Genomic DNA, 20,234 nt, shown 5'->3' with positions numbered 1-20,234 from the left:
TGCTTCGAGGAAGTCCTCTGCTCCCGGCTTCGCCGAAAGCACTAAAGCAAGAGAGGTGTTACCGCACCGTTACCGATTGGGGGCCGGCTGTCGGATCTGGTGTCGGTGGGTGTGCGGACGCGGCTGTTCCCGCCGGGTCTTGTGGACGAGGTCATAGCTGAGGCCGTGCGGACGGAGCGGCGGCATCGGTCGTTGCCGGCGCGGGTGATGGCGAACTTCTCGATCGGGATAGCGCTGTGTTCGGAAGGCGTGCTGGCTCAGCTGACCGACAGGCTGCCGTGGGCCTCGGCTACGCGCCGCCGTCCAAGTCGGCACCCGGCCCCCTTCTCCATGCCGAGCACATCCTGTTTCCGCGGAGCGGCCAGCAGGCTGGCTTCCGCGAGCGGTTCCGTGCGACGGTCGCTCGGATAGAGACGCCAGACGCGGCAGACAACTTGCTTTCGTTGCGCTGCTGAAACTGATGTGCGTTGGTCCGACGCGGTTCGCCCGTCACGCTCGACGACGTGCAGGCATGCTCGATGGCGCTCAGGATAATGGGATTCCTTCGCAGTCTGGCACTCGCGGAGGAGGGCACGCGCTTGCTCTCGATGTACGTCGCCGTGAACGAATCGGGTGCGTAAGGAGATGCCGCGCGTCGCCGAGATCGTCCCCACCATTCCCGTGGGGCGCGATTCAGCCCAGCACGACCCGCCGGTCTACCGGATCGGCGGGCCCGCCACCCCTTGTCGCGGGCGCGCCGGTGTCACATGATAGTCGCATAGGGCAACGCCGCTCCTTGTGCGATGTCGACGGAGCGCCACTTCGACACGGAGGTCACCGCTGCGATGACGACACTGCTGTTCGTCCACGGCACTGGAGTGCGGGAAGAGAAATACCGGGCCACGTTAGATCTCATCGAGAAAAAGGTCGCGTCATTTGGGCTGGGCTTGCATGTGCGGGGGTGCTACTGGGGCGCGGAGTCGGGCGCGGAGCTCGCGCTCGGAGGAGCCTCCATCCCGACGTATGCAAACACCGGAGGTGAACCGCCGACAGAGGAGGAGGAGGCGGTCGCGCTTTGGCGGATTCTTTACTCGGATCCATGTTACGAACTGCGAATTCTGCGCCTGAAGCCCACAACAACGCAGACATTCGGCCAGCCGCCCGGAGACGCCCTCGTCGGGCAGCTGAAGAAGTACTCGCCGTCCGTTGAACTCACGGCTAAGTTCGACGACGCCCGCCTGGCAGACTATCTTGAGCGCGCGATCGCCGATATCGCTGGGTCTCCCGAACTCGCGAAGGCCGCGGCGACCGCTCCCGCTCAGCCGCTGGAGCATCGTCAGGCAATCGCGCGCGCGATCCTCGCGCAGACGATCGTTTCGGCAGAGGACGCTGGCCTGCCCGATATCCCCGGCGCACAGCGCGACGAGCTCGTGAAAGCTCTCGGTTCGGAGCTGGGCGCATATGGAATGGGCGTCGGAACGTGGCTCAAGAACGCCGTCAGGACACTCGCCGCCGACGTATTCCTTACGCGGCCGCTCGTGGCGCACCGCGGAGCCCTATCCGATACCACGTCTCCGTTCGCAGGCGACATCCTAAGGTTTTTGGCCGATCCGGTCACCGCCACCGGGCTCCTACGCGCGACCCTCGCCGATCTTGCGGACGAGCGCGTCGTCCTCCTCGGTCATTCCCTCGGCGGCGTCATGTGCGTTGACTTGCTCGCGCGGGAGCAGTTCTCCCACGTCGCGGGTCTCATCACGGTCGGATCGCAGTCCCCGTACTTTTTTGAGATCGGGGCGTTGCCCGCCGTGCGGCCGGGCGGGCAACTCCCGGAGAGCGTCCCACGCTGGCTCAACATCTACGACGTGCGGGACGGGCTGTCATACGTCGGCGCCGAGGTCTTCCCCGGCCGCGTCACTGATGTCGGGGTCGACAACGGCCAGCCCTTCCCCCAGTCGCATAGCGCGTACTGGAGCAACCCGGCGACGTGGACGGGAATTGCGGGCTTCCTCGCATGACGACGGATCCCCCTCCCCTGCCCGCCATCAACCCAGCACGAGTCTCGGTGCTCGCGATCGGACTAGAAACATACGGCGACCTCGACGTCGACTGGGACTTGCCCGGCGCCGCTCTGCACGCCGTGCGATTCGCAGAATGGGCGATCGGCAACCTCGTCCCGCCCGATCGTGTGCGTCTCGGTTGCACGTGGGTGGGAGGCATGGAGGACCCGCGCGCGACGGTGCTCGCGGCGAAGGGCGTCCGGATCACCTCGACGGCCACCGACGGCATCAAAGCTGCCGCTAGTGACCTTGTGCGCAATGGTGGCGACCTCCTGCTGGTGTACTGGTGCGGTCACGGGGCAAGTGTCAGCCGTGAGCGCCGCCTCCTGACGACGGGCGCCGTACGGGTTCCGCCGCAGCTCGCGAACTTCCGAATCGACGATCTGCAGGGTCTGCTCGCCGCGAAGTCCGAGGAGATCGCCGGCTTCCCCCATCAGGTCATGTTCTTCGACGCGTGTGCCAACGAGCTAGAGGGCCGTCGACTTCCGAATCCTGGTGACTGGGGCGAATTCCCGGACGGCAGACCGCAACAGCTGCTCTACTACTCCACTGACATCGGTCTTTACGCGGAGTTCGACAAGGACGCGGGCCACGCCGCCTACTCGACGGCACTGCTCAAATGGCTCGAGGACCATCCGGACACGTTCCCACCCGACTTCTCGCGCCTCTCGAACGACGTCCACAGGCTCTTTCGCGAGAAGCGAGACGAGTTCCTCAATAGACCTGTGCGCCTCTACACCGGTGTGTTTGAAGAGGGAGGGGCCGATCTCATTTACGAGTCGGCATCCCTCGCGCTGCAACCATCCCAACTGACGATTGTCGAGCGAGCAGTCGAGCAGTCGCGCACGGAAGCGCCCGAACTGATGGTGAGCGAGAGCCAGAGCGTTCGCGTCATCTTCGCCTCTGGCGCCGGCGACGAGTTTGTTCGTGCGATGTGGGATCGTGCCACGGCATCCGGCAGCGACCGGCTCATCCACGCCGCGGCGCACGTGTGCGAGAGCTATGAACGACAGAAGTGGATCCTGGCACCTCTCCGTACGATCGACAACGTCGACCTTGACACTCTCCGCGCTGCCTACCGCGGCGCGCGACAGGGATCCGCCGACGATTTCATCGTGGAAGGCCTCGTTCAGACGCTCGATCACGCCGCCTCGTTCGTTTCTCCTCGGCGCTACGACGAGGCCGCACCGCTGTACCGCCTGGTCGCACGGCTCGAGTGGAAGACGGGGAAGCGCGTCGACGCGTGGTTCGAAAATGAGCTCGACCACGACGCCGTCACCCGAGTGCGCGACTCATGCCGCCCAGGAGAGTCACCGCCGCACACCGTTGTCGTGTTCGACCTCACCGAAGCTGTTGAAAGCAGCGAAGCGCCGCCGCAGCTCAAGACCCACACATGGGTCGCGAACGAGGAAAACCCGCACGGATGGTGGGAGGCATCGAGCCCGCGCGCGTGTGGGACGACCAGGGAGGAGGTCGCGCGTGCAGTTGCCGAGGAGTTCCGCGAGGTCTTCCACACCCGCCACCCCGACGCCGACCCCGACGCGGCCTCAGTCGGGTTCATCCTCACGCCAGACCGCATCTTCTGGCGGCCGGAGCTTTGGGAGGTTCCCATCTGGGACAAGCATATGAAGGAAGTCATGGCACAGTCGTTGCCGGTGGTGCTGCACTTGCGCCGCCGCGAACGGTATGCGGCCAAGTGGCAGTCGCGCCTGGGCGCAGTCCTTCAACGCGCGCGCACAGGGGTGCCCGCCGTGGAGTGGCTGTCCCCCGGCGCGCGCCCGGAGGCGCGAATCGACACCGACATCTGCTGCTCCGCACTCGATTACCGGCCCTTGGTGCAAGCGGGGGCCGGGCCGTTCGAGGCGCTCTTGCGCACCGGTGCCCCGTTCATACTGTGGTCCGATGACGACCCGAGCGACGCGGCGGCGGCCCGCGACCGCATCACGGCTGTCGTGAAAGCCGGACTCAGGGACTTCCCCGATCGGCTTCGAGACGATCTCCGCGAAATCGCCGCCGACACCGGCTTTTCACTCCGCGTTGTCTGGGACCATGAAGCGCGACTGCCCCCGAATCCGAACTCCCGGCTTCCTCGGAATCCGAACGCCCGCACAACCGAGGAGGTCCAGTGAGCCAGTGGAAGATTTACACCGGGAACGCCGACCCGCATGAGCCGGAGCTGCCTGAGGCGCCGCCCTGGCGCCGGTTCCCCGCAGACATGGACGCCGGCTCCGCCTTTAGGGCCACCGAAGAGATGGCCGAGGCCGTTAATGCAGCGCTGCACCTTCGCCGGCCACTCCTGCTGACGGGTCGTGCGGGCTCCGGCAAGTCGTCCCTCATAGACTCCGTCGCGCGCGAGCTTCGACTGGGTCGCGTGCTCCGGTGGCACGTCACGTCGTCGAGCACGCTGACGGACGCGCTTTACCGTTACGACGCGATCGGACGCCTTCATGCCGGGGGGCTCGAGAAGGACTCTAAAGCGTCGCCCCCGCCGATCTCCGAGTACCTGCGACTCGGGCCCCTCGGGACGGCGCTGGTGCCGGGGCCGCGACCGCGCGCGCTGCTGATCGACGAGATCGACAAGAGCGACATCGATTTGCCCAACGATCTCCTCAACATCTTTGAACGCGGCGAGTTCGAGATCCCCGAGCTGGCGAGGCACAACGAGCCATCGGTCGACATCGCCGGACACGACGACCGGGACACGAGGTATCTCATCAACGAGGGACGGGTGCAGTGCACCGAGTTTCCCTTCGTTGTGCTGACCAGCAACGGCGAGCGCGACTTCCCCGCCGCGTTCCTCCGTCGATGTATAAGGCTCCGGATGCCGGACCCCGGGCGTGAGGAGCTCACTGCGATCGTCCGCGCCCACCTCGGCGACGCCGTGTTCGAGGACGGCCGAACGGCGATCGAGGTTCAGATCCTCGACTTCATCGAACGTCGCAAGGCTTCCGAGGTCGCGACGGACCAGCTATTGAACGCCATATACCTCGTGACAGGTCCGGTTCGGCCGGAAGGCGACGAGCGCAACACGATCATCGATCTTCTGCTCAGCGAACTCAAGAGCGACACCGCGACCGACCGGATGCCGCGCGATGATCCCTGAACTCACGTCCGCGCTACGGAAGGCCGGCTTGGCCGTCGACTGGCGCGAGCTCGCCGATATTGTGTGGCTCATGCGTGCGCGGGCAACGTACGCTGCCGAAACCGTACCGGCGGCGCCGAACGCGGCCCAGGTTTCGTCCTCTCCGGAAGGGGCCGACCCTCCGGGCGCCGCACCGCACATCCCCTCCCCGGGCGAGATGTCGCCGCCCCAGGCGACGATGTCGTCACGCGAGCTGCCGAGTGCCCCGAAAGCGAACACCGAGGCGTCGACCGTGGCGCGGATCGTCACGAGCTGGCAGGTCGACGCGGACGCGGCTGCCGACTTCTCCGTCGTCGCACCCCGTCGATTCGCGCTCCCGCGGCGACGCGAGATCGAACGCGCGATCCGCCCGCTCATGCGGCGGCAGCGGTCGTCCCGCCGCCGCGAGCTTGACGTCGCGGCCACCGTGGACCACTACTGCGACACGCGCGTACTCGTCCCCTTGTTGCGCCGGCAGGAGGAGCCGTGGCTCGATGTGGCGCTCGTGACGGACTCCGGCCCGTCTATGACGATCTGGCAGGACACGTGCAGCGCGTTCGGCGATCTGCTGGAGCGCTCGGGGGCGTTCCGGCGTGTCCGCCGGTGGTCGATCGACGCGAGCGAGACGTGCTTCGCGCTAATGACGCCGACAGGCCTGCTACACCCCACCAAGGAGCTCACGGATGTCGCAGGCCGGACACTCGTGCTAGTCCTCACCGATGGCATATCGCCGCGCTGGGTCGGATCGGAAGTCTGGGAGGCGCTGAGCCTCTGGGGAAAGTCGTCACCCACAGCGATCTTGCAGCTGGCATCGGGATCAGCCGCGAGCCTTACGACACTCGGGGAGGGCGAGCTCGTCGCGACGACACGGGGGGCGGCGACGCCGAGCGCGCGACTGCAGTTCGATTATCCGTGGTGGGTGGACGAGCCGGACAGCGACGCTGCACCGACAGTGGACGTCGTACCTCTAGTTCCACTAACGCCTGGACGCATGGCCGTGTGGGCCCGGTTCGTCGCGGGAGCCGTCGGCGCGGAAGTCGACGCGGTAGTAGCGGGCTCGCGAGACGCTGTGCCAATCGGCGGGCTCCTCCCCGCCGAAGACAACGCGGCCCGGGACCTGCTCAATACATCCCTTTCCCCGCGCTCGCGCCGGCTCGGGGTGCTACTTTCTGCTGTCGACCTGTCTCTGGACCTCGTGCGAATCATCACAGAGCGCCTGATCCCGGACGCGGATCTCTCCGACCTCGCTCACCTCATCGCGATCGGCGCACTAGTCTTCGACGAAGACCGGCTAGCATTCGCCCCCGTCGCCCAGCGCTACTTCCACGAGCTAGTAACAGCGCCTGACGCACTGGATGTTTGGATCGCGGTAGCACCTTACCTTGAGGCCACGGGTGGCCGATCGCCGTTCTCGCTGTTGTATGGAGAGAATACGGATGCCGTGGCCGACATCCCGGGCGCGGCCATCGCGGCTGAGCTCATTGAGAGGCTTGGGCTCGCTCGGACAGCGCCGCCGTTGGCCTTCCGGGAGGACTTTACTGCGTCTGATCCTTCGACGCTGGAAAGCGTCGACTCGCTCGTCGTGTCCGTCACCTCGACGTACTCCGACGGGGAAGAGTTACTTAGTTGGCAGTATGTTGACCGAGGGGAAACGATCCGCGAATACGGTGAAACGACCCGCAGCATCCGACGTCTGCCGGGGCAACTCGGCCGTGCCCGCAGCCGGGCCGAGTTCAACGAACGGGCCACAGAGGCCGTCCGGGCGCTGCGCCGGGTCGTACCATCACGGCTGTGGCCGGGGCTGAGAGACATCACGCGTTCACGGGAACGGCCGATAGTCGTAACCACCGACCTCACCGTCGTCCCTTGGCACCTGTTGCCGCGAAGCCAGAGATCTGCCCGATGGGATTCGTGCATCGGATGGCGGTCGCCGGTCACTGTAGTTCCGCAGCGGTGGATCAATCCATATGAAGGTGACCTGTTCGCCGACGACTTCGTCGTCTTGCTTCCCCCGCCAGGAAGCAAGACACTCTCCCGCGCGCGACAGGAAGGTCGAGACCTGGCCTTGGCCTACTCGGTTCGACCGGTATTCGCAACAGATGAGGTCGTCCCAAGCCCGATGGGTGGCCCGCAGGTAATCCACGCTACGGTAGCGACGATGGGCAGCTTTGACCTCAGGCAGGGCCCGCTCGTATTCGTAAACGTCGGCTCCACGGCCGCCTTCGCAACCAGCCTGCTCGAAGGCGGCGCGCGCGCCGTCGTAGCACCGCTGTGGGCTGTCAACGCAAAGGCAGCACATCGCGTCGCGGAGCGGTTCTATGCGCACCTCACGAGAGGATCGACCACATCCCACGCAATGACCCAGGTGCGGGCCGAGCTTGCAAGCGAAGATTCGTCGCTCGCCAAGACCGTCCTCGCCTTTCAACATTTCGGGGACCCGTCGCTCAGGATCAGTTTTGCGCCCCCCTCATCGTCGGCCGCTGCGGATTACCAGATGGCCGCGGAGCCGACGCCCAGCCGACTCGTCGCCCCGAGCCGGCGATCGGTGTTCGCGGCGGCCCTCGTGCTCGACCTCGGCACCAATCCAGCGGGGTCGCAGCAGGTGGACGATATCGTCCGATGGCTGGCCGACCGGGATGGCGCGAGCGTCGACGAGGATGCCGTCCGCGTGATCCGCGCGCCGACCGAAAGGGACACAGTCACAGCCGCCCTTGAACTGCTCGGCACTCAGAGTGCCAATCAGCACAAACCATTATTCTTGCTTATCAACGGGATCGTAGACAGTGCTCGGGGCGACGGACCCGTCTTGGTCGTCGACGAGGCACCCGATCAATCGGCCGTCGGCTTGCGGGACATCGTCCTGAGGCTGGCGCGTCTTCACCCAGGTGGTGTTCTGGCTGTGGCGCAAGCGAAGACAGTCTCGCGCCCGACCTTTCAGGGCACCGTCTTGGAAGCGTCTCCACACCAACCTGCCCCCTGGATGCTCGTCCTTTGGCCCGCCGGTCATCCTCTGCTTTCAACGATCACCTGGGCAATCGATGACCTTCGCCGGGGGGCACCGGTCACCGGGGACACATTGCGAGCGGCCCTTACTACGAGCCCCGAGAACCGTGGCCGACTGAATGCCCTGGAATCGGTCGCTCGGACGTTAGAGGAGTCAACCCTCGACGATGCCGGACGCGAAGCATTAGCCGACGTACAGGCCCGGATAGAGGAGATAGCCCAGGAACACGATCCGGAGGGTGTCTTGGGAGGCGTTACAGTCCAAGGGTCCGACCTCCAGCGACTGGTCATCATTGCCGGAAACGAACCCGACGGTGTCCAGTTCGAGCCGGGTCCCGCGGTCTCTTCTGCAGCGTCGTTGGAACTGGACTCTGGCGACCTCTCACTTCCCGTCATCGATCGCGTCAGTCTGCGCCAACGATTGTATGAGCTGGTCCAGTTCAATACGTACAGTGTGCTGGTTGTCAACGGGCCTGAAGGGAGCGGAAAGACCTTCGTTGCCCAGATCCTGGAGCGTCTCTCCAGTCGGAGTGCTCAATTTGAAGTGTTTATCGTCGACCTTGGCCGTACGCCCGGACTCACCCCGATGGATGTCGTCGGAATCCTGTCGCACAGCCTGCATGGCGGGACGCGGCTTGTGCCGACCTTCGACGACGAGAGTGACTTACAGGCTCTCGCACTCTGGGTCGTTCAGCAGTCCAGGGTCAGCCACCGACCGATGGTGTGGGTCCTCGACGGGATTGGTGCCCCGGGTGTTTCCCCCCGCACCAAGGAGTTTGCGAGACGCCTGGCCCTCGTAGTTTCGCGGGAGCCTCCGGCTTCGCTGGCGCTGGTCTTGCTCGACTTTGATGACCAGTCCGATGAACTTCGTGATTCGGAAGTGGCATGGGAACACCTCGCCCGAATCGAGTCCGACGACGTTCGTGCCTTCGTGCAAAGAAGGGCTTTACAAGTGGGATCCCCGATGAGCGATGAGGAGCTGGACGAGGTTACAAGCCAACTGATGTCGGGGCTTCCGGCAGGACCTGGCCGGCTCGCCGTCCTGTCCCAGCGAGCGTCGGAGTGGGCAAGGTCGGCGGATCCACGATAGTTCTGGTTGGAGCGGGCGCCGGGAATCCCCGCCGACATCGATGGGCGCCATCGCTTCAGGCCAATCGCGGCCGCCCATGCCCGCTGATGACGCGCCGGTGGCGGCGAGGGCGACGAAGTCGGACGAGCGCCCTCAGGTAGTCATGTCGACAACCACGCATGCGGTCAAGGACAGGCATGACTGGTCAACCACAGCAAGACCGGCAACTGCTGAAGGCTCTGCGGGGACGTGCCTTCCGGGCGCCCGCCCGGGCATTGGGCCGGTAACCGCTGCGGTCATCCTCCGCGTGTACTCGCACCACGGCCGGATAAGATCCGAAGCCGCCTTCGCAGCCCTTGCCGGCGTTTCCCCGCTGCCCGCATCCTCCGGAAACACGGTCAGGCACCGGCTGAACCGCCACGGTGACCGGCAGCTGAACATGGCCCTGGACATCATCGAGAAGATCCGCATGGTCCACGATGAGACCATCAGGCTCTACGCAGCACGCCGGACCGGTGAAGGCCGCACCTACCGGGAAATCAAACGCGTCCTGAAACGCTACACAGCCCGCGCCATCTTCCGCGAGCTGCAGACCCTTTTTGCTTGACAGAACATCATAGAAGGGTCATAAATACCTCCGCCAACGGCGGATGCATTGCCTCATTGAAAACCTCTGGCAGGTTAGGGTTGTCAGGCCGGCGGTTGGTGGGACACCCTTGCCGCAAAATTCGTAAAACTACGTCAGGTCTGCACCCCTTGGATTACTTGCCTAGCGCTCTCCGGGGCTGCTTCTGGGTCGATTTGAGAAAACGATCCTACGATTGAGTGCCTCTGCCCGAGCTTGGCAGGGGGCACATGGAGGAATGCCGAGAGCGGCCGTTACCTGTTTAATTACGTCACCTAGTCCGACTTCGCCAGAAACTGCGAAGGGAGTCGGTATTCGCACCACAGTGGGGTATTGAACTGGCAGCTTCATAGTCGTAATTCTCCTACTTCGAATTCTGAAAGCTAGCGGACGTACCAAGCCCGCATCGGCCCTATTGTGGCGGGTACGACATCGTCGACGGATACCGTGAACCTGTAGGCGCGGCGGACAGACTCACCGGCACGCTCGGGGAAGAAAAATAAGAGCTTTACATCCCAATAGCTACTTCCAGCCGGAGCCAGCGGGCTTGGCTCCACGCTGATAGTGTCGAGCTCCATATTCTGGGATATTGCTGCCTCGAACACGCGCTCTGCTTCGAAGGCATTCGTTGCAGCATAATTCAATGCCCTTTCCCACGGTTCTCGTCCGAGATTCCTGATTTCGTAGTAGACCCGGTCGAGAAAGTTCTTCATACCTCCGCGGATATCGTCATCATCATTTTCAGCGGCGTCAGCTGGCCGCAGACTGTCAAGTAATGCGGCTGTTGTCCAGCTGTACATTCCTCGTACGTCCGGATTAACGACTGGAATCTCAACACCCGAGCGGTGTAGTACTGATCCGGTAACAACGCCGGCCAGCGACACGCGCTCGGCACCTTCATCTACTTGATCTCGCAGAAAGGTGCGCAATAAGTTGTACGTCTCACTCGCGAAGGGGCCCTCTGGTTTGAGGACGTAGAGCGGCATTCCGTCGATGTTAAGAGTCCATTGCAGCGCATCGGCGTCGGAGGGCGACGTGACAAGGTGATCCAGGAGAACCGATGGATTCTCCGGTCCCCCGGCGACTCGCTGCTGAAAAGATAAGCGGCGGGCGGCACTTGGAAAGTCGTACCCGACAGTACCTAGCGCATATACAAGCTGTCTTTCTGACAGGCTGGACTGCTCACCACCGTGGGCAGAGGGAACAACGGCCATAGGTCCTAAGGCTGACGGGGCCGTCTGAACCTCGTCGGACCAAGCAGGCTCGCGTTCCCAGTCAGGCAAGGTTGTTGAGTCCTCTGCTTCCTGCGACATGTGTATTCCTTCCCTTAGATTTTGGCTGAACGAATTCCGTCGGCCTGCAATCTGGCGTAAGTGCGGGCTACTGACTACTGTGCAGATAGTGCGGAACCGCACAAAGGGACTGGCTTTGTGAAGTCCCCGTGTGAGCTTGTGGAAGATTGCAGGTGAAGCAAAGAGACCGTCACGTGGGTCCGCACTGACCGTTACGTACCGCAAATTACCGAGCTCGCCAGGACCTGCCTGATCAATATCAAAAGATATGTCGCCAGTTTTGGAAAGCTTTCGTGCTCCGTCGGCAATGCGCTCAACGGTTGCAGCCAATGAAGCGCCTCGAGCGGGATCCTCATCATCAGCTTCTGTCAACCACTGCTGCAGGCGGTGATTAAATTCTTCCAAGAGCTGAGTCCTGCTCGCGGGGGGCAATCCCGCGGCGCTGCTGGCAAGTCGGCGACTCACGATGGGTGTAACAGCGTTTAGGTAACGCTGTTCTGACAGCCCGATGCGTTGCTGTAGCACGTGGCGCAGCAATAACCAAGAGCCCGCGGAGACAACCTCACCGACTCGATTCCTGGGGCAGTAGGTGTCCACGAAGGCGGCCAGGACGTCGCCCAGCGTTTCCGGAGTCCATGCCATTCCGCATCCCGGTTCCAGCGGCCTTGGTGCATTGGAATCAGCGGGCTTGCCTTGGCGCGATGCCGCATAGTAAGTGTTATATTCGCGCTCGCTCAGCGGACGAATATCAGATAGCCCTAGGCCTGACAATCTCCAAAGCGGGACGAAATCAGTCTCATTGGTGTCCGCCCACGGCAGTTCAAACTCCTCCTCGTAGGCTTCTGTGAATGATCGCCATAACTTGCCGTCTTTGTCCTCGAGGATGTCACCGAACGCGGCAGGATTGTGCGGAACATTCATAGCAACGTTGATTACAATCATCTTATGGACGCTGCAGTTTGTGTACCAGTCGAGGTCTTCAAGATAGTTAGCGCCCCTCAGCAGATCACGGTAGTACATCAGGATTGCGCGCAACTCGAAGACACGACAATTGATCGTGTCTACCGTGTCCGGGACACGGGCTCGCCCGGCAATAACGGCGTCGACCATCCTCGCGTTGCGATTTAAAACGGCTGGCGGAACTCCTGCTAGCTCGAAAATGTGCACGTTAGCCGGATGCTCATCAAGATTGAGCTGCATTGACGACTGACGGTCTCCTCGCCATCGAGAGTGGCCTGAGAGGGCGTGACTCGTTCTGCCTCGACCTAAATAGGCGCCAATATGTCTCTGCCCTAGGTAAAGCTTGGAACGGTGCGGAAGCTCAGCAACCCGCAGACGATGTTCCTCGGGGTGTATATAACTGAGTATTGCGTATATGTCGTTGTCGTCGCCAATGCCCTGCGCTCGGCGCAATTCCTGGTCGAGTGACTTGCATCCAGACACAACCTCATCCGAGGCCGGTAGCAGTCTCATGCCCAGTCGGTCGCCACATGGGTAATGTAGATCAGCGACGTCTATGGATCGGCCTCCACTGAGTTCGACAGTTGTCGTCCCAAAACGGTCAGCGCTGACGCTGGGGAACTGATTTTGCACCTTTGGTGACCGGTCATTTAGCCTCCATGGACCCACGTAAGTAAACTCCTGACCAGCGGGATCTGGTTGAGACGTCAGCTGCTCGGCTGGCGTCTCAATGAACTCGCCCGCGTCCGCAATCCAGAAACCGGTCAAACTACCAAAGGCCATAAGGCGCTGTCGGACATGTTGCGCATCGAACCGTTCATTGCGGTCATGCCGGTCCGCGGCGATCAGCGCCGCTGCCCGCGTGACGAGGGCACATGCGAAGCTGCTTCCTGAGACCGCGGCTACACCTCCCCCCGCAAGCGCCGCATTGTAATAGGCAGGGGCAGCAATACAGGAATTCCCCATACTGCTTTGCCTCACTCGAACTGTGGCGTCCTGCGCCTCCACTGCGACGACTCCCGGCAATTTCGCCGGAACCTGCGACCCATAACATCCCCCGTCACCCGCGGCCGCAATAATGAGTACGTTCGAACGCCGGCAGTGCTCCACGGCAGCGGCGAGCTCGGGATCGACAGCGGCTCGGCTGTCCGCCTGGCCGGCGCTGATGTTGATGATATTGGCTCCGCGCCGTGCCGCGAGTCGAATCGCACGGGCAAGGGACCCCGAAGTTGGCTTCTCCGCGGCTGCTTGATCCCAAAAGATAGGTATAGAGATGCCTCGGAACCGGCGCAAGAACTTGACGTCGGACTGGCCGTATCGCCCAAAAATTAAGCTCGCGACCGCGGTTCCATGGCGTACCGGCTCTCCAACAAGCGCATCAACATCCGGATCAATGTCCTGTTCGATGATGGCCCCATGGAGCGTAGGGTGGTCACGCTGGATTGGCCCGTCGAGTACGGCGACAGTTATTGCAAGCATTGCACCTCACGAACGCACGCGCTGTCCACCCCCAACCCGTATGTCCTCGACCCGGCCTGCTTCCGTTCGGATAGCAACTTAGTGGGCTTCGTTGAAGCCACCCCCGCTGGCTTCAACTCGGGGTAACGGGAGCGAAGTTTGGTGGGGCAATGCCAAGAGTGCCCCTGGTCGGCTCTATATACGTAGGAAGGAGAGCCTCCGTGTTGTCGTGATCTGAAAGAACTTTCGAGGTCACGATGAGTGTTAGAAGTTTCTACTTCTCCACCGTTCCTGATAACGCCCCAGGGATCTATCTTTCACACCCGTACGGCTGGCCGGGAACGCCCGGGCTCCCCGGGTACTTGTTGGCACACCACTGGTTATATCCACAGGTGCCATGGTAGCCAGAATTGAAACAGGCGACACACGACGTCGCACAAACACCAGTACCGGGCGGAGTAGGACCTCCGCCGCCCCCACCCTTGCCGAGCGGGATGATTGCGGTGACGTTCATGGTAAGGGGAGCCATCTGGTCAGCCGCGTAAATGGAAGGGCTATGAACAGAATTACCGCAGAACGGAAGATTCACGATACGCCTCCTAGAGTCATCTTCTATATGGGTCCTGAGAAATTGCAGCCTAGTGGTCTGAGCGTTATTACAGCGTTACAGCATTCCGGGCGAGGCGTCGGTCTATTCGGTTTATGTCCTGGGCTCATCTGGACGATGGATCGCCTGATCTGCCAGCGGGCGAACGGCAGGTTCGAAGTGAGGATCAGCGAGGCGTGCTCGTAGCATGACGATGCCCCACTCCCGCTGGGCCTACCAACTAGGGTAGGGCTTGGACCTTTATGTGGCGGAAGGCTATACGGCCGACATCGGACTGTAGACCGACAAAGCTTGGTACGGCAGCGCTACTGGGAAGACCTCTGTCCTGCATCGTGTTCGTGACCTCCGTGCTTTGAATTCCACTGAGCTTGACACTGTATGTCTGGCCTATGACGTCAACCTCCAAGTCATTCCATTGCCCGGCGGCAGGCATGCCACCCGATTGTAATTCGGATTGTCTATGCCGCAGATGGCTCCGGTGCGGTGACTGTCGGCTCCATCGGGACGGGCCAGGTCATCGATTTGAATCTCGAATCCGAAATGGGCCGGTACCCATGCTCGATTGTTGTAGCCCTTGCTATCCGGGTCCGGGAAGGTGCCGCACAGGCCGAGGGCAGGAAAGCGCAGTTGCCCAGCCCAGGACTGCGTCCTACACCATCAACGGGGAGCTAATAATGGAGACAGCAACAAGCCGCTTCACCTTCTAGCCAGACTTTTCGAGCCAGCCGGTGGGAATCGAACCCGCGATGCCGATCTGAGAAGCCGGAGCAGCCGCTAGACCATGGGAGCGTGTGCTGCTGGTGAATCTCGGTGATGCATACCCCCATGGTGTGTGAACTCAGGACATAGGCGACGGATGTCTCGGGACATCCACGACAGCTGATACACGACACATGTCTCGGGACATCGGCGACGCTCTTCGGCGTGTCTCACGACACCGGCGACACCCACGGCGTCGAGCATGGTCCATGTCGAAGAACAAGGTCATCGTCCTGGCCGTACTCGAGGGCGGAATGTCCAAATCAGAGGCCGCCCGCCGCTACGGCATCGGCCGCCAATGGGTCCACGAACTCTTCACCAGATACGCAGCCGAGGGCGATGCGGGCCTCCAGCCCCGCTCCCGCAGACCCCGCACCAACCCCCAAGCAACGAACGAAACCGTGCAGGCCCGCATCCTTGCCCTGCGCACCGAGTTAACAGCAAACGGGCTCGACGCCGGGGCCGAGACCATCGCCGCCCACCTCGAACGCGAAGGCCTCACCCCGCCGCCAGGCCACGATCCACCGCATCCTGCGCTCCGCGGGCTCCGTCGCCCCGGAACCCCACAAACGCCCCCGCTCCTCACTGCGCCGATTCGAAGCGCACCAGCCCAACGAAACCTGGCAGTCCGACTTCACCCACTGGGCCCTCGCCGACGGAACCGACACCGAGATCCTGAACTTCCTCGATGAGCACTCCCGGGCCCTGCTGCACTGCACAGCGCACCGGCGGGTCACCGGCACCGCCGTCGTGGACGCATTCCTTCAAACAGCAGACGAACACGGGCTCCCGGCCTCGACGCTGACCGACAACGGCACGGTCTACACCACCCGCCTGGCAGGAGGAAAGGGCGGCCGGAACGCCTTCGAGAACCTGATTGCCGCTCTGGGCATCACACAGAAAAACGGCTCCCGAACCACCCACAAACCCAAGGCAAAATCGAACGCTTCCACCAGACCCTGAAAAAATGGCTCACCGGCCAATCCCGCGCGCACACCCTCGAGGAGCTCAACGAACAGCTGACCAAGTTCCAGCACATTTGCAGCCACGAACGCCCCCACCGGGCCCTGAACCGCCGCACACCGGCCGAGGCCTACACCCAAACCCCCAAAACCGCCCCCACCATTGCAGCCCAAGGCGAACACTGGCGGGTCCGCACCGACCGCGTGGACCACGACGGCAAGGTCACACTGCACCACGCCGGAAGGCTCCACCATCTCGGCATCGGACGCGCCCATAAACGCAAACGCATCATCCTCCTCGCCCGCGACAACGACGTCACCGCCATTGAACACGGCACCGGAGAAATCCTCTCGGAATTCAACATCAACCCCAGCCGCGACTACCAGCCGAAAAAACAAAACACCCCCGGTCCGAAGACCGGGGGTGTCGTCGATGTCTCGGGACACCTGTAGTCGATGTCCCGAGACGTCACAATGCATACCCCCATGGGATTCGAACCCAAGCCGCCGGCGTGAAAGGCCGGTGTCCTGGGCCGCTAGACGATGTGGGCCAAGGTGATGCGTGCCCTCGAAAGGAATCGAGCCTTCGAGTGTGGGCCAGATAGGAAACTACATTCCAAGGCAATAGCAACACAGGCATCCGTCACTTTCGAAACATACAACCCTGCCGTCGGACCTGAGCTGCTGCGGCTCACCTAATGGAATTTCGCGAAACTCTTGAGACACGCTTGGTGTCCCCCGAAGTTTCTGTACCAGCTCCCTGTTCGAGGTGAATAGGCGTACTGGAGGCCCAAAAGGGCTGTTCGTCTTTGCTTCTGCACCGAAGCTGATGGTCCTTAGTCCAGCGACACTGAGTCCCAATATTCTGTGTAGTTCAATCTGGTCCTTTACGAGCTGCTCAATGAAATCCCTCCGAAGCTCGTCCGAAAGGTCCTGTTTTTCAGAGGAACCTTGACTGATCTCCTCAAACACGAAGTCGTCCGCTTCGACTTCTATTGCCCGGAAAGAATCCCCCAAACGAACCAGTACCTCGGTCTTGAACACAGCGCCTCCTATATTGAGTGAATCTGACTGTCAGTGGACCCGGCGCGGTCGGCCACCAAGGTCCATTCCGGCTTCTCTACGTTTACTGGTGGAAATCGGTGACGCGTTCACGTATGGTCTCGTGCTCCATTGCCGCGAGAGCGGCAATGATCGTGAACAGCATCGACCTTGGACCGGCTTTGGCGATCCACTCAGAACTTGCTCGCCTTAGCTGACGGGCGCCGTGGCCGAGGAGCGGATCTGCGCGTTCTGAACCTCAGCGGTGGCGACGTCGACACCGCAACACCCAGGCCTCAAAATGGGCTACCGCGTGCCTATCCCTGTAAAGGCCAACATACGCCTGGCGGGTCGGTGTATACGACACCCACTCCCCTGGCAGCGGAAGTCTCAGGCCTGAGCTGCTCTACAATCGTGCTCTCCAAAATAGCCCGAATCTCATCTCGCTCCTCTCCGGTAAGAGGAATGCGAGGAACGAAATCATCTTTCTTGCGTTCCATTGGACTCTGCCTTTCGCCTGTGAGTTTGTTGGTATGCTATGCCGGGCTGGGCGTGATGCTAGTCCCCCACCGGAATGCAAACGCCAGGAGGGTCCTCGTAATACACTCCGACCGATTTCGGTCGAGCTGTCGCCTCCGGTCCTAGATTCCTCGCTTCCCGGTCTCTAGCGATTGCCCGTTCCAATATGGACCTTATCCGCTCTCTGTCCCCATCTGACACGTTGGCCACTCGAGGGTGCTTCAGTTCCATGTCGAATCCCTTTCACTTGTTGTGCAAATTCCGCAGTACCTACACAAGTGCCGCACTGCGGGATGTGCACGGTCGCTGCCATGGTTTCCATGGCCGGTGCGCCGGTGTGAGTCCCTCCTCAGGAATCAGTTCGGTGGACGCTATTTCGGCCCGTTGTTGGTGGATTGGTGCAGGATTGTCGCGACCGTGGTCATGTGGTGTGTACCACGGCGGCGCATACGTCACATGCGCGCCGACCCTCTTGTGCGAACCACACACAGTTCGCCCTGATACCGCAGCGTGGTAGGACGTTACTATCGCCTGACGTCACGCCCGCTTCCACGAGGATTTGTCCAATGAGTCCGCACTGATTGTCCGACCAGTTCTTGCAAGAGCCCTCGGCGCACGGCTCGGCAAAGCGGAATCGCGATTCAGGAGCCCGCCCCTGTCGCGCTATTTCCACGAAGTCATCGTCGACTGCTGGGGCACCGCCGAGGTAACGTACTGTGCCGTCTGCGTCCACGATTCCAATCAACAGCGCGCCGTCCCGGCACCTACCACTGGGACACGTCCGCTGGGAGCGCTTCGACTCGGTAGTCATCTATGCACGTGCCTCAGGAGGTTCTTCCACCCAGATTCCCCGCGTTGGCCCAGGTTGCAGATGGCCAGGGAACCCGCTATCCCTCGGCCGAGACATCCGCACGGTGACTTCCGGAGCCAGGTCGACGCTGGCGAGCTCAAGTAGGACTGCTTTTTGAACAGCCTGATCGATTCTGTCGAGCGCCGCATCGGGCATTGTCAGGACACTGAGGTCCACGACAAACTGATTCCCGGGATTTGATTTACCCATCGCAATCCTCTTTCATCGACTGATAGCGGTTGGCCAAGCCTCCGCTCCTCCGCTTGAAATATTGACTTCCCGTGAGCGCCAATTGCTCGTGAGGGCCACCGTCATCGACGCGCCTCCTTCATCAACGGGCTCAATCCGGAACTTACTGGAGCGAGCGTTACTGTGGCGTTATCGAAACCCGTCATTTCATAGACCCCACAGTGCGAATGACCATGGATCGGTTGTCCGAATACCCGTGCGTTTGTGTTGCCTGCAAGGCGCCGGCGCCGAATCGGTGTCGGCCCTGAATCGGTGCGCCGCTGGGTTGTCCACGCCCAGGTAGATGCCGGTGAGAACGGGACTGCCCCCGGTTTTGTTGACTCCTTGACCTAGCGAGCTGGTGCTCGTGGAAGGATGTTGATCATGCCCACGGCTTAGGGGGCGGAGTTCCGCCAGGATGTTATTGATGTGGCCCGCAAGGGCGAGGCGCCGTTGGCGCAGGTTGCGAAGGATTTCGGGCTTTCGGTCACGACGTTGAAGCGCTGGATCGCTATCGCCGAGCGTATGGAAACCGGGGAACGGCTGGCACCGTCAGAGTCGGCCGAGATGCGGGAGCTGAAGAAGCGTAACCGCCTGTTGGAGCAGGAGAATGAAATTCTGCGCCGGGCGGCTGCCTATTTGGCGAGGGACATCAACCCAAAATGATCTACCCGCTGGTCACGGATCTTGCCGCCGATGGTGTTCCCGTGGCGGTGACCTGCAGGGTGTTGAAGTTCAGCAAACAAGGCTATTACCGGTGGAAGGCAATCCCGGTGACGGAACGGGACTGGGAGGATGCGCACCTGGTCAACGCCGCCCGGGAAATCCATCTCGACGATCCGGCGTTCGGGTACCGGTTCATCGCCGACGAACTCCCGGAGAAGGGCATGAAGTCCTCTTTGGCGGTGTCCGCGCTGGAGAACGCTGTGCGGGCACGCCGCCCGGCAAGGACCGTGGTGCACTCGGATCGCGGATCCCAGGACGGATTCAACCGGTCGTCGCAACACCTCGATTCTGGAGGTAGCGATGGGCAGGCCGGCAGGCTGGATGAAAGTGGCGACGGGCAGGCCTGTCATGAAATCGCCCGGGAAGCCGTCATTGCGGCGGGACACCGAGCGGGCGTTCTGGCGTGAGATCGCGACGGGATCAACAAGTGAGCGGGCGGCGACAGTGGCTGGCGTGTCGCAAGCGGCCGGAACGCGCTGGTTCCGGGATCGTGGCGGCATGCCGACGTTCATGCTTGCCCCGCTCAAAGGCCGGTACCTACACCAGTGTTATTCCTGGGACAAGCGCCGGAGTAGCCGTTAGAGGGTCCGGCCACCGTACTGTGCCGCCCACCCCGACCGTCCTGATTCTGTCTTTCCCGACATCCTGGTCCAGGCCACCAACGCCGTGCCCGGACCAGCACCACCGCCCTGCTCGCCTTGATGACAACGCGCCTCGCCCTGACAGCCATCGCCGCCGTACCAGCGGTTCATCCCCGCCCAGGGCTAACAGGGTCCTGAAAGGAACCAACCATGACAACCGAGCATGACCCGCTGCACCCAGCAATTCCGGCCGGGGCCCACCATGACCTTCTCGCCCGCGTCCTGCCCCAAGCACGGGCGCAGAAAACCTGGGAACCTGACGACGGGCCGATGCCGGCACTGTTCGTCAGCCATGGTGCCCCACAAACCCTTGATGACCCGCAATGGCTTGACAGCC

General features: G+C 62.2%; 7 protein-coding genes, 1 tRNA gene and 7 pseudogenes. 11 read left to right on the top strand and 4 right to left on the bottom strand.

Features of this window, described 5'->3' with window-relative positions; translation table 11 throughout:
* Positions 1-75 precede the first annotated feature (75 nt).
* The 6 genes and pseudogenes from AC1D0A_RS18225 to AC1D0A_RS18200 form a co-directional block, all read left to right on the top strand.
* Positions 76-378, top strand: a pseudogene (locus AC1D0A_RS18225) (transposase domain-containing protein); the annotation flags it as partial.
* A gap of 404 nt (positions 379-782) precedes the next feature.
* On the top strand, positions 783-1,994 hold the full coding sequence (locus AC1D0A_RS18220) for an alpha/beta fold hydrolase (protein ID WP_476946466.1): 1,212 nt from the start codon (positions 783-785) through the stop codon (positions 1,992-1,994).
* Positions 1,991-4,165, top strand: coding sequence for a hypothetical protein (locus AC1D0A_RS18215; protein ID WP_476946465.1), 2,175 nt, complete (start codon positions 1,991-1,993; stop codon positions 4,163-4,165). The genes AC1D0A_RS18220 and AC1D0A_RS18215 overlap by 4 nt, the downstream gene beginning before the upstream one ends.
* On the top strand, positions 4,162-5,139 hold the full coding sequence (locus AC1D0A_RS18210; protein WP_476946464.1) for an AAA family ATPase: 978 nt from the start codon (positions 4,162-4,164) through the stop codon (positions 5,137-5,139). The genes AC1D0A_RS18215 and AC1D0A_RS18210 overlap by 4 nt, the downstream gene beginning before the upstream one ends.
* Positions 5,129-9,250: an SAV_2336 N-terminal domain-related protein gene (locus AC1D0A_RS18205; RefSeq protein WP_476946463.1), complete on the top strand. Its 4,122-nt coding sequence runs from the start codon at positions 5,129-5,131 to the stop codon at positions 9,248-9,250. The genes AC1D0A_RS18210 and AC1D0A_RS18205 overlap by 11 nt, the downstream gene beginning before the upstream one ends.
* 250 nt (positions 9,251-9,500) lie before the next feature.
* Positions 9,501-9,836, top strand: a pseudogene (locus tag AC1D0A_RS18200) (transposase); the annotation flags it as partial.
* Between the two features lie 401 nt (positions 9,837-10,237).
* On the opposite strand, the gene AC1D0A_RS18195 reads toward AC1D0A_RS18200, so the two are convergent.
* Both AC1D0A_RS18195 and AC1D0A_RS18190 read right to left on the bottom strand, forming a co-directional pair.
* Positions 10,238-12,346: a cyanobactin maturation protease PatG family protein gene (locus AC1D0A_RS18195; RefSeq protein WP_476946472.1), complete on the bottom strand. Its 2,109-nt coding sequence runs from the start codon at positions 12,344-12,346 to the stop codon at positions 10,238-10,240.
* Between the two features lie 600 nt (positions 12,347-12,946).
* Positions 12,947-13,516: pseudogene (locus tag AC1D0A_RS18190) on the bottom strand (S8 family serine peptidase); the annotation flags it as partial.
* On the opposite strand from AC1D0A_RS18190, the gene AC1D0A_RS18185 reads away from it, so the two are divergent.
* Positions 13,457-13,711 (top strand): hypothetical protein, encoded by a 255-nt coding sequence (locus AC1D0A_RS18185; RefSeq protein WP_476946474.1) that lies wholly within the window; start codon positions 13,457-13,459, stop codon positions 13,709-13,711. The pseudogene AC1D0A_RS18190 and the gene AC1D0A_RS18185 sit on opposite strands and share 60 nt — an antisense overlap.
* A gap of 680 nt (positions 13,712-14,391) precedes the next feature.
* Here the strand turns inward: AC1D0A_RS18185 and AC1D0A_RS18180 are convergent.
* The gene (locus AC1D0A_RS18180) at positions 14,392-14,604 is read right to left on the bottom strand and encodes a 3-keto-alpha-glucoside-1,2-lyase-like domain-containing protein (protein ID WP_476946462.1); all 213 of its coding nucleotides are present in this window, start codon (positions 14,602-14,604) and stop codon (positions 14,392-14,394) included.
* Positions 14,605-15,139: 535 nt separating this feature from the next.
* Here AC1D0A_RS18180 and AC1D0A_RS18175 point away from each other — a divergent pair.
* Positions 15,140-16,345, top strand: a pseudogene (locus AC1D0A_RS18175) (IS481 family transposase).
* Positions 16,346-16,371: 26 nt separating this feature from the next.
* Here the strand turns inward: AC1D0A_RS18175 and AC1D0A_RS18170 are convergent.
* A tRNA-Glu gene (locus AC1D0A_RS18170) sits at positions 16,372-16,443 on the bottom strand.
* A gap of 655 nt (positions 16,444-17,098) precedes the next feature.
* Between AC1D0A_RS18170 and AC1D0A_RS18165 the strand changes: the two are divergent.
* The 3 pseudogenes from AC1D0A_RS18165 to AC1D0A_RS18155 all read left to right on the top strand — a co-directional run.
* Positions 17,099-17,224 (top strand): annotated as a pseudogene (locus AC1D0A_RS18165) (recombinase family protein); the annotation flags it as partial.
* A 1,729-nt stretch (positions 17,225-18,953) separates the two neighbouring features.
* Positions 18,954-19,600, top strand: a pseudogene (locus AC1D0A_RS18160) (transposase family protein); the annotation flags it as partial.
* Positions 19,578-19,796 (top strand): annotated as a pseudogene (locus AC1D0A_RS18155) (IS30 family transposase); the annotation flags it as partial. The pseudogenes AC1D0A_RS18160 and AC1D0A_RS18155, both read left to right, overlap by 23 nt.
* Positions 19,797-20,234: the final 438 nt, after the last annotated feature.

This window comes from Arthrobacter sp. P1_D4 (assembly GCF_056406115.1).
This window is presented reverse-complemented; position numbering and strand designations above follow the sequence as displayed.

Coding starts and splice junctions, on each gene's coding strand:
- AC1D0A_RS18215 (WP_476946465.1), top strand. CDS start 1,991: ATGACGACGGATCCCCCTCCCCTGCCCGCCATCAACCCAGCACGAGTC.
- AC1D0A_RS18205 (WP_476946463.1), top strand. CDS start 5,129: ATGATCCCTGAACTCACGTCCGCGCTACGGAAGGCCGGCTTGGCCGTC.
- AC1D0A_RS18180 (WP_476946462.1), bottom strand. CDS start 14,604: ATGCCTGCCGCCGGGCAATGGAATGACTTGGAGGTTGACGTCATAGGC.
- AC1D0A_RS18195 (WP_476946472.1), bottom strand. CDS start 12,346: ATGCAGCTCAATCTTGATGAGCATCCGGCTAACGTGCACATTTTCGAG.
- AC1D0A_RS18185 (WP_476946474.1), top strand. CDS start 13,457: ATGGCGTACCGGCTCTCCAACAAGCGCATCAACATCCGGATCAATGTC.
- AC1D0A_RS18220 (WP_476946466.1), top strand. CDS start 783: ATGTCGACGGAGCGCCACTTCGACACGGAGGTCACCGCTGCGATGACG.